General features: G+C 57.7%; 16 protein-coding genes. 7 read left to right on the top strand and 9 right to left on the bottom strand.

Going from position 1 to position 15,458, the window contains the following annotated elements:
* Positions 1-40 precede the first annotated feature (40 nt).
* Together E4S61_RS22270 and E4S61_RS25715 are read right to left on the bottom strand one after the other, a co-directional pair.
* Positions 41-1,408, bottom strand: a complete 1,368-nt coding sequence (locus E4S61_RS22270; protein WP_135306119.1) for a diaminobutyrate--2-oxoglutarate transaminase — start codon at positions 1,406-1,408, stop codon at positions 41-43.
* Positions 1,409-1,897: 489 nt separating this feature from the next.
* Positions 1,898-2,128 carry a hypothetical protein gene (locus tag E4S61_RS25715; RefSeq protein WP_167768620.1) on the bottom strand — a complete coding sequence of 77 codons (231 nt, stop codon included), beginning with the start codon at positions 2,126-2,128 and terminating at the stop codon, positions 1,898-1,900.
* A 109-nt stretch (positions 2,129-2,237) separates the two neighbouring features.
* On the opposite strand from E4S61_RS25715, the gene E4S61_RS26385 reads away from it, so the two are divergent.
* Positions 2,238-2,570: a hypothetical protein gene (locus tag E4S61_RS26385; RefSeq protein ID WP_245180910.1), complete on the top strand. Its 333-nt coding sequence runs from the start codon at positions 2,238-2,240 to the stop codon at positions 2,568-2,570.
* Between the two features lie 188 nt (positions 2,571-2,758).
* Positions 2,759-3,112, top strand: a complete 354-nt coding sequence (locus E4S61_RS22255; protein ID WP_135306117.1) for a hypothetical protein — start codon at positions 2,759-2,761, stop codon at positions 3,110-3,112.
* Between the two features lie 153 nt (positions 3,113-3,265).
* On the opposite strand, the gene E4S61_RS22250 is transcribed toward E4S61_RS22255, so the two are convergent.
* From E4S61_RS22250 to E4S61_RS22220, 7 genes are all read right to left on the bottom strand, one after another.
* Complete coding sequence (locus E4S61_RS22250) at positions 3,266-3,520, bottom strand: hypothetical protein (RefSeq protein WP_135306116.1); 255 nt, start codon at positions 3,518-3,520, stop codon at positions 3,266-3,268.
* A 138-nt stretch (positions 3,521-3,658) separates the two neighbouring features.
* Positions 3,659-3,910, bottom strand: a complete 252-nt coding sequence (locus E4S61_RS22245; RefSeq protein ID WP_394346467.1) for a TVP38/TMEM64 family protein — start codon at positions 3,908-3,910, stop codon at positions 3,659-3,661.
* 88 nt (positions 3,911-3,998) lie between these two features.
* Entirely contained in the window at positions 3,999-6,743 is a 2,745-nt protein-coding gene (locus E4S61_RS22240) for a cation-translocating P-type ATPase (RefSeq protein ID WP_135306114.1), read from the bottom strand.
* A 323-nt stretch (positions 6,744-7,066) separates the two neighbouring features.
* Complete coding sequence (locus E4S61_RS22235) at positions 7,067-7,762, bottom strand: helix-turn-helix domain-containing protein (RefSeq protein WP_135306113.1); 696 nt, start codon at positions 7,760-7,762, stop codon at positions 7,067-7,069.
* A gap of 60 nt (positions 7,763-7,822) precedes the next feature.
* Positions 7,823-9,115: an MmgE/PrpD family protein gene (locus tag E4S61_RS22230; RefSeq protein ID WP_135306112.1), complete on the bottom strand. Its 1,293-nt coding sequence runs from the start codon at positions 9,113-9,115 to the stop codon at positions 7,823-7,825.
* Positions 9,115-9,582, bottom strand: coding sequence for a Rieske (2Fe-2S) protein (locus E4S61_RS22225; RefSeq protein WP_135306173.1), 468 nt, complete (start codon positions 9,580-9,582; stop codon positions 9,115-9,117). Before E4S61_RS22225 ends, E4S61_RS22230 begins: the two co-directional genes overlap by 1 nt.
* Before the next feature lie 10 nt (positions 9,583-9,592).
* Positions 9,593-10,708 carry an amidohydrolase family protein gene (locus tag E4S61_RS22220; RefSeq protein WP_135306111.1) on the bottom strand — a complete coding sequence of 372 codons (1,116 nt, stop codon included), beginning with the start codon at positions 10,706-10,708 and terminating at the stop codon, positions 9,593-9,595.
* A gap of 182 nt (positions 10,709-10,890) precedes the next feature.
* On the opposite strand from E4S61_RS22220, the gene E4S61_RS22215 reads away from it, so the two are divergent.
* The 5 genes from E4S61_RS22215 (at position 10,891) to E4S61_RS22195 (ending at position 15,225) form a co-directional block, all read left to right on the top strand.
* The gene (locus tag E4S61_RS22215; protein ID WP_135306110.1) at positions 10,891-11,676 is read left to right on the top strand and encodes a carbon-nitrogen hydrolase family protein; all 786 of its coding nucleotides are present in this window, start codon (positions 10,891-10,893) and stop codon (positions 11,674-11,676) included.
* Between the two features lie 135 nt (positions 11,677-11,811).
* Entirely contained in the window at positions 11,812-12,765 is a 954-nt protein-coding gene (locus E4S61_RS22210; RefSeq protein ID WP_135306109.1) for a glycine betaine ABC transporter substrate-binding protein, read from the top strand.
* On the top strand, positions 12,765-13,481 hold the full coding sequence (locus tag E4S61_RS22205) for an ABC transporter permease (protein WP_135306108.1): 717 nt from the start codon (positions 12,765-12,767) through the stop codon (positions 13,479-13,481). The genes E4S61_RS22210 and E4S61_RS22205 overlap by 1 nt, the downstream gene beginning before the upstream one ends.
* Entirely contained in the window at positions 13,478-14,554 is a 1,077-nt protein-coding gene (locus E4S61_RS22200; RefSeq protein WP_135306107.1) for an ABC transporter ATP-binding protein, read from the top strand. Before E4S61_RS22205 ends, E4S61_RS22200 begins: the two co-directional genes overlap by 4 nt.
* Complete coding sequence (locus tag E4S61_RS22195; protein ID WP_135306106.1) at positions 14,551-15,225, top strand: ABC transporter permease; 675 nt, start codon at positions 14,551-14,553, stop codon at positions 15,223-15,225. The genes E4S61_RS22200 and E4S61_RS22195 overlap by 4 nt, the downstream gene beginning before the upstream one ends.
* Positions 15,226-15,458: the final 233 nt, after the last annotated feature.

Raw genomic sequence — 15,458 nt, 5'->3', positions numbered from 1 at the left:
TCCGACCCGAGAAAGAGGGCGGCGGCGTCTGCAGCGTCGCTCACGCGGCCACCACCGTCCCGGACGCCGCGTTCGCGATGGTCTCGACGGCCTCAACGAAGATGCGGCCGATATCGTCGACGTCTTCTTTCGAGACGATGAGCGGCGGGAGGAAGCGCGCTGTGGCGCTTCCGCGCCCGCCGAGTTCGAGGATAAGGCCGCGGTCAAAACACTCGGTCTGCACGGCCTCGGCGAAATCAGGAGCCGGCGCGTGCGGCCCGGCGCCCTGCCACTCCGATTCGGGATCGACGAACTCGACACCGAGCATCAGTCCCCGGCCGCGGATGTCACCGACGGCGTCGAAGTGGGCAACCGATTCGAGGTGGTCGCAGAGACGGTCACCCATTGCGGTAGTGTGGTCGGCAAGGTCGTGCTCCAGCACATAATCGATGGTCGCCTCACCGGCGGCCATCGCGAGCTGGTTGCCACGGAAGGTACCCGCGTGGGCGCCCGGCTCCCATACGTCCAGTTCCTCGTCGTAAACCACGACCGCGAGCGGGAGACCACCGCCGATGGCCTTCGAGAGCGTCACAACATCCGGTGTGATGTCGGCGTGCTCGAAGGCATAGGTTTCGCCCGTACGGCCGAGGCCGGCCTGGATTTCGTCGAAAACAAGGGGAATGTCCCGTTCGTGGGTAATACGACGCATCTCCTGTAACCATTCGGCAGGGGCAGGAACCGCGCCGCCCTCGCCTTGTACAGGTTCGAGAATCATCCCGGCGGGGTCGGTGACACCACTTTCCGGATCGTCGAGGAGGTTCTCGACGTAGGTGCTGGCGACGCGATGACTCTCTTCTCCGCCGACACCAAACGGACAGCGATAGTCATAGGGATACGGAAGGTGGTGAACGTTGCTCATCAGTCCCGAGATGGGTTCCTTGGCGTCGGTGTCGCCCATCAGCGAGAGAGCACCGCTAGTCATCCCGTGGTAAGCGCCCTGAAAGCCCAGGATACTTCGGTTCCCGGTAGCCGTCTTTACCAGTTTCAGGGCAGCCTCAACGGCGTCGGTCCCTGCGGGGCTACAGAACTGTACCTTCGCGGAGTCCGAAAAGTCGTCGGGGAGGCTCTCGAACAGTGAGTCGACGAACCGTTCCTTCGCCGGCGTCGAAATATCGAGGGTATGAACGGGCCGATCGGCGTCAAGGACGCGTTCCATCGCCTCGACGACGCGCGGGTGGTTATGTCCAAGTGCAAGCGTCCCCGCCCCGGCTAGACAGTCGTAGTATTCGTTCCCGTCCATATCAGTGACGGTGACGCCTTGCGCCTCGCGGATAGCTAACGGGAGGTGGCGCGGGTAGGTCCGCGCGTTCGACTCCCGGTTGGCCTGCTGTGAAAGGATGGTTCCGTTGCCCGCGTCGTGGTAGCTCACGGGGAGACACCTCCGAATCGCGTTATTTCGTCACTTTGTCGCCATTGGGTTCGAGTCCGTCTCTGCTCCATGCATTGTTTAGGCTCACCTAAACATACGTAAATCCTCCGATTTTTAGGCCTGCCTAAATCACAAACCTGTAGCCGACCGACACTGTGATCGCAGACGACAGGTGCGAATAGCAGGAGAAAAAGCGAATACGTTACTTACCGACGAACTGGTGGCCGCGACTGACACACCGCAGTGACAGTCTGAGTCGTCCCGAAGCCGAGAGCAGCAACGATAGTATCGGTTGTTGCAAACAGCCGCTCAGCAGATGGACGAAGTCACGGGCGTGTTCCCAGAACTTACCCACGTGGGGAACCGAGACGGGTCATACGCTTCAGTATGTGTCCAGCAGAGTCTTCCCACCAGTCGGCCGACTTCCCGAGTCATCCGCCGGTTCAGTGTCCTGCGTGTGAGTCTGCGCTCCAGTCGAGCGATACACCATCATTCCTGCTCCTCGACCAGCTTACCATTCCGCTTGTTGGCTGTGACGCCCATCTCACTCAGTTCGCCGACATCTGTGAGTATACGACCACAGACACAGCTGAACTGCTCGATTATCTCCCCGCTGGCGGTGTGAACTGCCCCAGCTGTCACCTCGCAGCCTCCAATCCCCATCATCCCGTGATTCCAGTCCAGGATGGCGCAGTTGCTGTGCTTGCCTGTCAGGACCATCAGTCACAGCTCATTGACCGATTCCAGACAGGACTCAGCACGTACCAACAACTCACAACCTCGCTTCACACAATATAGGCTCAATAGGCTTTGATGAAACTCCCAGAAAATGATATGTTCTGACTCGATACGGTCAATACAGAGGAACGATGTAACGCTCTCTGTGAGATATAGAATACCACCTGAGAAAGATAAAATCATCAGCCGTGACGTTATCGAAATATTAACCCTGCCAGAGATGGAACCGGGCATGTCGGCCAAGGAGTCGATAGCTCTCATAATCTGGGTTATCACAGTCACCGCTGTCCTTAGAGCCGTCCGCGATGTCCTACTGGTCTCAGGCGAAGAACTGGCTGTTGTTGCGGGTATCCTCATTTTTGGCTCATTCTATGGTGTGTTTATGCCAATCTGGCGTCGTCTTCCAGACTGGTGGAAAAAGTAACTGTATAACGGGCTCTGTTGAAACCCTCAGCAGGTGACAAGTCCTGACTCGATTGTGGTCAATACAGGCTGCGAACTTTGCAAACGCCTCTGTCGCGTGCTGAAAGACAGTCTGCTATGTGTGATTTTTTCGATGAGTACAAACACATCAACCAAAAGTAAGATATTGATTTAGGAAATATCTCTCGTATGGATCGAAAGTCCGCTCTGAACACCTCCATTGGCACAATTATACTAGTAGTCGTAGCGAGCGCCCCCGGAGTCTCTCTATTAGCTGGTGGAATAGCTGGATACTTAGAATCTAAGAATCCTCGGATCGGAGCCCGTATCGGTATTATTGCAGGGGCAGCTGCACTCGGAATAATGCTACTTTTTTCGATGGTGGTCGAGATTCGTGAAGCATTCAACCATGGGATAGCGCATTATCTCTGGATCGGTCTAGGTCATCCAGCCATTAATGGGATAATATCCTTCCTCGTACTGCCGTTGTTGGGCGGGGCCATTGGCGCATATATCCGTGCAGAAACCTCGTCCAACCAATAGTACGGTAGAGCACGTTTCGTGAGCTTCTATGATCGTTATCGAGCGGAGTGCGTATTCGTCTAACACACTCGATTGTTCTGATCCTTGATCTCTATGTCCTGGGAAAACTAGCGCTCGTCAGTCTCCATTCGTTGTGGAGTTGCTCCTCTGTCTCTATTCTCGTGGGGACGTCCCACGGAGGACCCATTTCACTGCCGCCGCCAGCCCGTGTTCCTTGTAAACCCGCCGGAAGGTCACCACGAGATAGAGTATGCTCAGGCCAGCGAAGAGCCAGAGTCCCCAGTGGACGAACTGATCGAGATTCGAGTTTGCCGGAAAGAAAAACGGCAGGCTGGCGACGATCACGACAAGGCCAACCATCCCGAGCGGTGAGAGAAACAATTCTCCCCCTAACTCGGCATCAGCCATACGTACATGATGGCTGCCAGTGATTTATACCCTCTCCCCTCGAGGAGCCCCCTCGGCAGGTACCGGGGCTGAATCGAAATGTCTGAGAGCCACGATCGGTGATTCTCTCGGCGTCCACGACGCTCGATGGTCAACCCATTATGAAAACCGTCTATCCAGGAATCTGGTGATTTGATCCCGGTTCAGATAGCCAATAATCGAGAATCCCACTATCAGGGCCAAGAGAACCATCGCTTCGTACACGTCGCCGTTTGCAACGAGATGGCCGAAGACGTTAACCAGAAAGAAGGCGGGCGCTCGCCCGATGGTCGCGATGGGGACGAGTTTCCAGAGCGGAATCGGTGTGAGCCCCCCGACGAAACAGAGCGCACCGTCCGGTAAGCCCGGCACCAAGAACAGGATGATGAGACTGAGAAGTCCGTGGCGGTCGACGAACGCGTCGAACGTCTCTAACGCCTCGTCGTCGATGCATCAGTTTCTATGCCTCCTTCTCGTGAGTTTCCGAGGGTGACTGTCCCGCTGTCTCAGAGCGCGGGGGGTACCGCACCTTCCAGCTCAGTTTGTGGAGTTCGATAGCGACTGCGATGGTCAGGGCAATCCCGCCGAGAACGAGCCACTGTTCCAGACTGACAGGTGCCGTTCCGAGGACCGCCTGCGCGGGCGGGAAGTACATCGCCCCGATGTGGACCAAGAACGCTGCAATCGTCCCGGTAAGCAAGATCGGGCTCTGCAGTGGTGACAGACGGAACAGCGACGTCGTCTCGGATCGTGCGTTGCCAATGTTGACGACCTCGAACAGGACAATCAGCAGTAGCAGGTGGTTGCGAGCGGCGGCTTCAGAGAGCCCCTGATCCAGTAACCAGACGAACGTTCCAAATCCGATCACACCGATAACGAGCGCAGAAACGAGTGTCCGCTCAATCATGATCCGGTTGAAGATCCGCTCGTCCGGCGAGCGCGGCGGCCGATTCAATACGTCTCCCTCCTTGGGTTCGAAGGCGAGGGCGACGTCCTGAATCCCGTTCGTGACGAGATTCAGCCAGAGGATCTGGACGGGCACCAATGGGAGGGGCAGTCCCGCCGCCAAGCTCAACAGGACGAGGGTGACTTCGCCAGCGCCGGTGGAGATGAGCAGGAAAATGACCTTGCGGATATTGTCGAACGCAACACGGCCCTGTTCGATACCTGCGACTATCGTCGCAAAGTTGTCGTCACTGATGACAAGTTCAGCCGCGTCGCGGGCAACGTCTGTACCCATCTTTCCCATAGCGATTCCAATGTTCGCCTGCCGAAGCGCTGGGGCATCGTTGACGCCGTCGCCCGTCACAGCCACGTAGTGACCGAGTCCGCGTGCGGCTTCGACGATCTTGAGTTTCTGGTCAGGCGAGACGCGTGCGAACACGAGGGTCGTTTCGAGGATCTCTGCGAGTTTCTCTTGCGAGGCGTCCATCAGCTCGGTCCCAGTGGTAACCTCGTCCGCTGACTCTGCAAGCCCGAGGTTCCGGGCGATAGCGAGTGCCGTTTCCGGATGATCACCGGTGATCATCGTGACTGTGATACCTGCCTGCTGTGCCGACGCAATCGCCTCCGCCACGCCGGACCGAAGCGGGTCAATCAACCCGAGAAAGCCCAGAAACGTCAGGTCAGTTGGTTCGGACGGCGGCTGTTTCAGTTCCGTGTCAGTCTCTACGGTTCCTTCCGCAACAGCGAGCACACGGTATCCCTCGTGAGCCATCTCGTTTGCCTGCTGCTGGAGTACTGAATGTGAAAATTCACCCTCGCTTGCATCCGTGCACATCTCCAGAACGCGCTCGGGTGCGCCCTTGACGAATACCTGTGTCTCATCGTCTGTCTGGTGGAACGTAGCCGCATAACGCTGTTCGGGTTCGAAGGGAATCTCGTCGGTTTGTGGATGCGCATCGAGGGCCGACTGGCGGGACCACCCGAGCTTGCGACCGAGCGCGAGGAGGGCGATATCGGTCGGATCACCGCGCCACGTCCACTCGTCGTTCCGTCGAGACAGGTGACCCTCGTTGCAAAGGACAGATGCTCGGGCGAGACGAGACAACTCGTCCGCGAGGTCTGGCTTCGGAGGATGCCCGTCTTGAAGCACGTTCCCTTCTGGTGCGTACCCCTCGCCGGTCACCTCAAATGTGCTCGAATCGGGGAGTTGGACCTGTTTGACGGTTAGCTCGTTGGCGGTCAGCGTCCCGGTTTTGTCCGATGCGATCATCGTACAACTTCCGAGTCCCTCGACGGCAACCAGTCGGCGAACGATAACGCCGACCTTGGCCATTCGCCGGCTAGCGACACCCAGCGCGACGGTAATTCCGACGGGAAGTCCTTCGGGAATCGCCGACACGGCCAGTGCCACGGCGAACAGGAACATCTCGACGGCGTCGTACTGCTGGACGAAAATCCCGAGAAGTGCGGTGATCGCTGCAGCGACGAGGACGACGAGGCCGACGATTCGGGTGAACCGCTCCATGCGCGTCACGAGGGGTGGCTGCCCACCCTCAACGGCCGTGACGTCCTCCGCCAGTCGGCCGACGACTGTGTTGGAACCGGTTTCGACGACCACGCCGCGGCCTCGGCCTCGATTAACCACAGTGCCGGCATGGGCCATGTTGCGCCGATCTCCGAGTGGGGCCCGGTCGTCGCCTGCCCACTCCTCGTCTTTCAGGATGGGTGCTGATTCGCCGGTGAGTGCCGACTCGTCGATCTCCAAACCATGCGTGGAGACCAGGCGAATGTCTGCAGGAACGCGGTAGCCCGATTCGAGGAGCACGACATCGCCCGGGACGACATCTTCTCCATCGATGTCGTGTGTCTCCCCATCGCGAATGACCGTCGCGCGGGTACGGATAAGTTGCTGGAGTGCCTGGCTGCTGCGCTCCGCACGCCACTCCTGGATACCGCCGACTAGCGCATTGACCAAGAGTACCGCAGCGATGAATCCGGCGTCAGTCTCCTCGCCGATGGCGAACGAGACGATTGCCGCGATGGCGAGAATATAGATGAGCGGGTTCTTGAACTGACGGAAGAAGATTTGCCAGACTGTGACCGGCTTCGCCTTCGGCAGGCGATTCGGTCCGTGTTCCGAGCGTCGGCTTTCAGCCTCCTCGGTCGAGAGGCCATCTGAATCGACTTCAAGAGTGTCGTAAATCTGGCTTAGTCCCCGCGAATACCAGGATTCGGTGTCCGTCGAAGCGGAGACAGCCATTAATTAACGGATATACTCGGGGGGACGACTTAGTGGTCAGTGTTGAGAACGACAGTTCTACGCTGGGAGACAGACCAAAAACATTCTTGATCGCTGGTCCCGCTGGCAGCCGAAATGCGTAAATCCACTTATATAGAAAACGACCATAATACTGTACCAACGTCGAGCGAAATACTCTGGATCAAGAAACGTGGGCCAGTCGGCGTCGGCACTCGCAGCCATATCCACACGGATCCAGACTGTCAGCCGCTCCAGCAGGCCACAGAAATTTGGGAAACGATCCGTGAGAAACGTAGCACCACCGAGACGAGAGGAGAGTCGAACTAATCCTCTTGAACAGCTAAATTGACATACGGGAGAATGAACTCAACGAACGCCTGCTCTACTTTCCGAAGGTGATTAGAGGCAGTCGTCTTCGTGATATCCATCTCGTTGGCGACCTCTTCGAGAGTCACCTGTCGTGGAATCTCGAAATAGCCAAGCTCAGCCGCCGTGTTCAGCAACTCACGCTGTCGCGGTGGTATCGACGAGAGTAACGACTGCCACTCAGTTCGGCTCGGCATGATTTCTCGCCGAAAGTCCTGTGTAATTCGTTCGACCGTGACATTACCGAACTCCGAGAGGAGATCGATCGCGTCCGTAAGCTCGTCACGGTCGTTCAACAAGAGGTCAAAACACTCACGCCCATCAATTAACTGTGTCGGACCTAGGGGAAGGAACCCGTCGTACATGAGTGCTTGTAAGGGCGTCACTTCTGTGAGTCGTCCTCGAAGCAGCATCGTCGAGGCACAGCGGCCGTCGTGGGTTTCGTACTCTTCGACGAGGTCGATCGTCTCGACAGTATCGTCAGCCCGAATGACGTCCCGAACGGCGTCACAGTCCTGTGATTCTATCGCAAGCATTCCGATATAGCGATTATTTCGGAACGTGGACGCGACGAACTCACCGAAGACATCCATATTGGCGAGCTCGGCCGTCCAGTCGTCAGCGTACTGGACGCACACCCTCGCTGTGAGCATTACTAGTGACAACACAAAGCGCGGGTAAAGGTTCTCGGTGTTCACGACGAACACGTTCGCTTACATCGACCACGGTTCCAGGAGTGCTGAGGTCGGCTGATCAGTATCAAGCGCTTTATCGATCGTTTTGATCGCACCTGGTGGAAGCGTCGGCGAAACCAGCTGTCTCGTCTTCTCTCGTAGCTCGGCACTGGACAGAGCCGAGTCCCGGGAACCGCTAGCCCGCGTGACATCTGATTGGTACGTTTTATCATCCGTTTTGATGTCCACACGGGCGAGACACTCACTTGGGAATCGCGCATCGAGTGTCTCGTCGACGGTGAACTCGACGCGGTCAGCAAGTGCACGAATCTCTGTATCCGTCCGGGCTTCCTCTGCGTGTTCGGCCTGTGTGAACCGTCCACGGACAAGTGTCGCCGCGACCGGGTACGGATACGAATACTGTGCCTCCTCTGGGGTGCTGGGGTTACGAGTGCGAAGATGCGTGGCCTCCTCGAATGTCGAGATGCGAACCGACTCGATATTCGAGGAATCGATATCGTGCTGTGACATGAGTGTCGAGACAGCGTCGATACCAGGCTGTGCCCAGCGACAGCACGGATACGGCTTGAAGTAGCCATCCGTTACGTGGAACTGCGCTCCGAGTGTTTCAGTCACATCGCTGTCATCGAAAACAGTCCCGGCCCCAGTAAAGCCATCCTGTGCCAGTTGTGCACCGACTACACCAGCATACGCGCCCCAGCCGATACCGTCTTTCGTCATCCCCGGTTTCTCGACGCCCCGCATGATGGGTGTTCGGGGTGCGTGATACTCGGCGACGCTGAGTGCGTGTATCGTCTGCTGGGCCGAAAACTCACACAGGCGAGCTGTCGCTGCGGCTGCACCGACTGCCCCCCACGACCCAGTCCCGGTATACACATCGTCCAGCGCGTGAATCGCCAACCCCGCCCGGACGGCGAGTTCGTAGCCGACAAAGACGGCATCGAGGAATTCTGGAATGGATGCTTCGACTGCGTCCGCAACGGCGAGCGCGGGCGGGACAACCACTGCGGCTGGATGTCCCTTGACCTCACGGTGACCGTCGTCGATGTCGAGTGCGTTCGCAGCGATGCCGTTTGCGAGGGTCGCTCCTTCGGTGGTGAGCGTTGTTCCTGATCCATCGAGTAGCGTCGCCTCGTCTCCACCGAGCCGGGATCGGGCATAGTCCCGGACGATGTCGACGCCGTCCTGTCGATACCCGGCAGTGATCGCGGCGAGCGTGTCGAGAACGCGCGCTTTCACGTGTCGCTCGACGCTAGGTGTATCACTGACTGTTGCCGACTGTACGAACCGGACTGCTTGGGCCGTACTCATCAGAGATAGACGACAACTTGCTCGTCTTCGACGTCGACAGTATACGTATCGACGGGGGGTTCGTCGCCCTCGATATTTACCCCGCAATCACACCCGTCAGTAGCGGTGGCCGCCGAATTATCGTCTTCGCTGCTGGGCTCTACGGCGGTATCAAACGACCGCGCTCGAACCCGGTGGGGGTTGAACACTGATTCTCCAGTCGCGATGTCGAACTCCCAACCGTGCCATGGACAGCGCAGTATCTTGCCATCGTCTTTCCACTCCACGTCACCAGGTTCTGCCGCAGACGTCGTCCCTGTCACCTTCCCTTTACACAGTGGGGCACGTTGATGTGGACAGTCATTCTTCAACGCATGGTATTCGCCATCGACGTTGAACACGCCGATCGAGTGGCCGCGTAACTCGACGATAGTTCGTTCACCGGGTGGCAGTTCGTCAGTCGGACAGATTTCGAATCGTTCCTGCATCGAATCACTCTCAGTTGGTTGGGAGACTCGCGGGGTCGTCCGGAAGTCCATACAGTTCCTGTGCGTTACCAGCCATCACAGCGTGTTCCATCTCTTCGGGCATTGGCGGGAGCGCGTACAGCGGTGAGTCGGTATCCCAGTGTGGGTAGTCGCTGGCGAACATCACCGTCTCCTCGGCGTGCATCATCTGCAGAATCTGGAGGAGCTGCTTGGGGTCTTCCGGCTCCTCGATCGGTTGGGTGGTAAAGCGCACCTGGTCTCGAATATACTCGCTCGGTGGTTTCTGGAGATAGGGCACCTGTGCACGGAGCGCTTTCCAGTCTTTGTCCATCCGCCAGAGGAAATGTGGCACCCAACTGAGCCCGCCCTCGATGACGACGAAATTGAGGTCGGGGAACTTCGCGAGAACGCCCTCGGCGACGAGGCTGACGAGTTGCCCCATCGCGTAGGTTCCCAAGAGAGTATGCCACTCGAAATAGGTATTGGGATGCCCCGCGCCCGTCGCTGGCCGCGTCGTCCCGTGTCCCTCTGTATAGGGGTGCATAGCGATCGGCAGCCCCATCTCCGCTGCCGCCTCGTACATCGGCCAGTAGTATTCGTGGCCGTACGGGAGTTGAGCCGCCATCGGCATGACGACCTGAACGACGCGAGGATGATCGCCGAGTTCACGTATCATTTCCGCCATGCGCTCGGGTTTCTGTGGTGCCGCGATGAGCGATCCGACGAACGGCCCGCCTTCCGAGAGCCAGTTGTCGATAGCCCATTTGTTGTTCGCGACCGCGAGTTCAGCGGCATAGTCGCGGTTCGGTAGGGCAGCGAGGTTGAGATACGAGTTGCCGGTCAAAATCGCGTAATCTACCCCGAACTCCTCGAAATGATGCTCCTTCATCTTCTCGACACTGGACCCAGCAGGCCCGCCGTCGTCCGGCACTGCATCGCGGCGTGAGAACTCAGCAACGTTATCGTAGAGGATGTTGGGGGACTGCACACCGCGGTCTTTGTATCGATCGGGGAGGTATTCGACGACCTCTTGCGGGTCCTTCCACTTCTGATGGATATCACAGTCGATGAGTGTCGGAGCTGTCGCCTCTGATCCAGTCGACTGCTCGGCTTGCTGTCCTGACATCGTATAGGAGACGCTAGCGGAGAGACCCCAGTAAACTTCAGGGCAAACTTGTATTGGATATATATACCCTCGACGTCGATCCCCGCTGTGACTTAAGGGCAGGAAATGTAGGTGCCAAGGATTAGGCCAGTCACGGGACGAAGATCGAGTATGCGCGATCTTCAGAGGCAGTACAGGCGACCATGACTCACCCACAAATCGCAGCATGTCAGTTCGAACCGACCGTTGGCGATGTTGAAGCGAATCTCGACCGTATCGAGCAACTCGCCGGAGACCTCTCGGAGCCTGTCACGTTCGCCGTCTTTCCAGAATTGTGTGTCACGGGCTACGATCTTGATACTGCGTCAGCCGCGAAGACGCCAGTCCCAGGGCCAACAACCGAGCGCGTGAGTGAAATTGCACGGAAAACGGCTGTAGACCTCGTCGTCGGTATCCCCGAAGCCGTGGGCGACAATATCTACAACTCGCTCGTATACGTCTCTGAGCACGGCGTCGAGGCGACGTACCGCAAGCAACACTTGTGGGGTGACGAAGCGACGGTCTTTATGGAAGGGACCGAACCCACGACGGTCGAGACACCGATTGGTCGCGTCGGGTTCCTCCTGTGTTACGACCTGAACTTCCCGGAACGTGCACTCGAATACAGCGAGGCCAGCTGTGACGTGCTTGCCGTAAGTGCAGCGTGGCGGCAGTCGTTCGACCGTGACTGGCGACTCCTCTGTCGTGCTCGTGCACTGGACCAGACGTGTTATGTCGTTGGCGCGAACCACCTCGGTTCACAGCTTGGACGCCAGCACGCGGGTGACAGTTTCGTTGCTGGCCCCCGAGGTGACGTTCTCGCCGCCACGACCGACAGTGTGCCAACCGTCTCGGCCGACATTGTTCCCGAGGCAATAGAGGCTGCTCGCGCCAAGAACCCGGTTCGACGCTCTCGCCGCGACGAGGGCGACGCTTCAGGCCGGTCGTGATATCGCTCTCGACCCACATAGAGAACGTTCACGATGCGGACTGGCAGCAGAGAGCTGGTCAAGCTTTCCGACCGTATATAAATAGTTGATTTGTGCGAGTCAATCATTAGGTATCTCGTTCCGGAAAGGGAGGGTATGCCAAGTCAAGTGACACGGCGTGGCTTGCTACGACGAGGAGGTGGTATCGCCACCACAGCGGGCGTCGTGGGAACATCCGGCTGTCTCACCCTTTCGACGCAGTTACGGGGCGATTCGATCAAAGTCGGCTCCAAGCGATTCACCGAGCAGGAGATTCTCGGATATCTCGCCTACGAGGCGCTCTCTGCGAACACGGATCTCAATATCGGCGACCAGGTTGGTCTCGGTGGCACAACGACGAATTTTCGGGCAGTGGATTCCGGCGAGATACAGCTATACTGGGAGTACACCGGAACGGCTTGGCAGACGCTGCCACCGAAACACGACTCGGTAATCACCGAGCCCGAGAAACTTTACCAGAAAGTGAAACAGGAGTTCGAAACGGAACACAATCTCACCTTCCTGCAGCGGGCACCGCTCAACAACACCTACGTCATTATGGCAAATCCGAGTTGGGCGAAGAAGACGGGGGTGAAGACGCTCTCTGATCTCGTTTCGTATCTCAAGAAATCGAGTGAGAACATTACAGCCGCATTAAACGCGGAGTTCCAGAGTCGGTCGGACGGGTGGCCCGGACTACTCGAACACTACGGCTTCGGGGAGACAAAACAACAGATGCAGGTCAAAAACATCGGCTCCGGGCTCTTGTATCAGGTCGTCGGTGAGGGGAACGCAGATATCGGGGTCGGATTCAACACCGATCCACGTATCCTCCAATTCGATCTACGGGTACTCAAAGACGACAAGAAGTTCTTCCCCGTCTACAACGCAGCGCCACTGGTGCGAATGCCGACGCTGGAAGCGAACCCCGCTATCCGCGCTCCGTTGAACAAGGCGAGTAACGGCCTCACCACTGACCAGATGCGAAAACTCAATAAACGCGTCGCACTCGACAAAATCAACCCACAGACAGTCGCCAAGGAGTATCTGCAGGAAACGGGGGTGCTCTAATGTCGCTCTCGTTCGAGCTGTTTCCGTTGTTCGTGAACAGTTATGTCGAGTACTTCATCAAGAACGAATCCCTCCTCTGGGAGCTCCTCGCTAACCACATTATCGTCGTCGTCGACTCCGTCTGGCTCGCACTAGTTATCGGGGTGCCGCTGGGCGTTCTCTGTACCTACAATGACCGCCTCGGACAAGGCATTCTCTGGGGTGCAAGCATGCTGATGACAGTCCCCAGCATCGCGCTCTTTGGACTCCTGATTCCCGTAGTCGGTATCGGCGAAATCCCAGTCGTCATCGCTCTCGTGCTCTACGCACAGTTGCCTATTATCAGAAACACCTATCTCGGGCTTACCCAGGTCGATGAAGCCACGATCGAGGCTGGCCGAGGCATGGGGATGACGAAACGACAACGGCTCTGGCGGCTCCAGCTCCCACAAGCGATCCCGGTCATCATGGCTGGCGTCCGGAACGCCGTCGTCATTTTGGTCGGTATCGCTGCCATCGGCGCGTTCATCGGCGCGAACAATCTCGGTGACCCGATATTCAATGGGATCAGTGAGGCGTACCCGGCTGCCATCGTTGTTTCGACGGTAATCGTCTCATTGCTGGCACTGGCCTTCGATTACGGCTTCCGAGTTCTCGAACAGATGTTCAGACTCCAGAACGGCGAAGAAATCGAACCGACTCTCGGAACGCGACTCGTCCAGAGGTCGATAGCATGACTCACACGAACACGACAACCACGACAGACGCATCGGATACTATGATCAAGTTCGACGATGTCACTAAGGTCTACCCGGACCAGACGGTCGCAATCGAAGACATCAGTTTCGAGGTCGAGCGGGGGACTACGACGGTCTTCGTCGGCCCGTCCGGCTGTGGCAAGACCACGACGATGACGCTTGTCAACCGAATGCAAGACTCCACAGAAGGGACGGTTTATTATGACGGGACCGACGTTCACGACCTCGACAAAGTCGACCTTCGTCGGGATATCGGCTACGTCATTCAGGAGATCGGTCTCTTCGACCACATGACTGTCGCAGAAAATATCGCGACGGTCCCCGAACTTAAAGGGTGGGAGCAAACGCGCATCGATAACCGTGTCGACGAACTACTCGAACTAATGGGGCTCCCCCCAGAGACGTACCGCGAGCAGTATCCGAATGCGCTCTCCGGTGGACAACAACAGCGAATCGGCGTTGCCCGTGCGCTTGCGGCGGACCCAGACGTTCTCCTGATGGACGAGCCGTTCGGTGCGCTCGACCCCATCACGCGTGAGGAGCTTCAAGACGAATTCCTCGAGATTCAAGACCGGATCGACACGACAATTCTCTTCGTCACACATGACATCAACGAGGCATTGAAAATGGGCGATAAGATCGCCATCTTTGACGTCGGAGAACTCGTACAATACGGGACACCACAAGAGATCCTCGAGAACCCTGCGAACGACTTTGTCGAGGAGTTCATCGGTGCCGACCGAGCGCTCAAAAACCTCCAGATAACGCCGATCCGGGAGATCATGCAAGAGCAGGAGCAGACCACTCCCACAGAGCAGACACTCACACAAGCGTCGGATACCACCAATACAGCGGAGACCGCCACGCCGATGGCGAACGGAGCCGGCGACCAGTTCGTCGAGCCGACGGAGACAGTCGATATTGCGCTTTCACGAATGATCGAGGCCGATACCAATTCATTACCAGTCGTCAGCGACGGTGAGACAGTTGGAGTCGTCACGGAGCAAGGCATTCGCGAGCATCAAGCCAACGGGGGTGCCGGAACGCAATGACGTTCATCGACACCCTCTTCGCGGCGTATACCCACCTGGTGACTCACTTCGACGAGTTTCTTGGCCTCCTTCAGGAACATCTGACGCTCGTCCTCGTCTCGGTTGGATTAGCGATCGCCGTCGCCGTCCCGCTGGGTATCGTTGCGACGCGGAACGAGCGGACGAAGTCTATCGTCATGGGGCTCGGGAATATTTCCCAGACGATTCCCACGCTCGCGATCATCGCGCTCGTGTTTCCGCTCCTCGGACTCGGGTTTTTCCCAGCACTAGTTGGCTTGTTCACCTACGCGCTGCTACCAATCCTGACCAACACGGTCGCCGGACTCGAAAATGTCGACGAAAACACGATCGAGGCAGCGCGTGGAATGGGGATGACGGAACGCCAAATCATGCGAAAGATCAAACTCCCGCTGGCGCTCCCCGTTATCTTCGCTGGAATCCGGACCAGTGCCGTCCTCAACGTGGGGACTGCGTACCTCGCGTTCTTCATTGGTGGCGGCGGTCTTGGTGTCTGGGTCATTACTGGCATTTCGCTGTTTGACACCCCACAGCTACTGGCGGGCGCAATTCCAGGTGCCCTGTTGGCTATTGGACTTGATTCGCTATTCGCGCTCGCTGAAGGCCGCCTTAGCGGTGAGAGTACCACAGAGCAGTCACCAGCGGCCGGGTGACATCTGCCGAATCAATAGTATGAGATCGGAAACCCCCATCAACAAAGTAAGCAGTTCCGCACAGAACTCAGACTGACACGGTGGCACATGCCCTGCCGCCGCTGACACTGCTGTGTGCTAGCTGCAGGGACCGGAAGCGACCAGTCCCGAGGTCAGGTTCACAACGGGCGTGACGGACCTCCCAACACAGGACTCAAAGCGAGAGCCGCTCGGCACAAACGATGAGCCTTGTT

The organism is Haloarcula amylovorans (genome assembly GCF_004681185.1).
GTDB classification, from domain to species: domain Archaea; phylum Halobacteriota; class Halobacteria; order Halobacteriales; family Haloarculaceae; genus Haloarcula; species Haloarcula amylovorans.
Note: the sequence above shows the minus strand (reverse complement) of the source record. Positions and strands in the feature narration are given on the sequence as shown.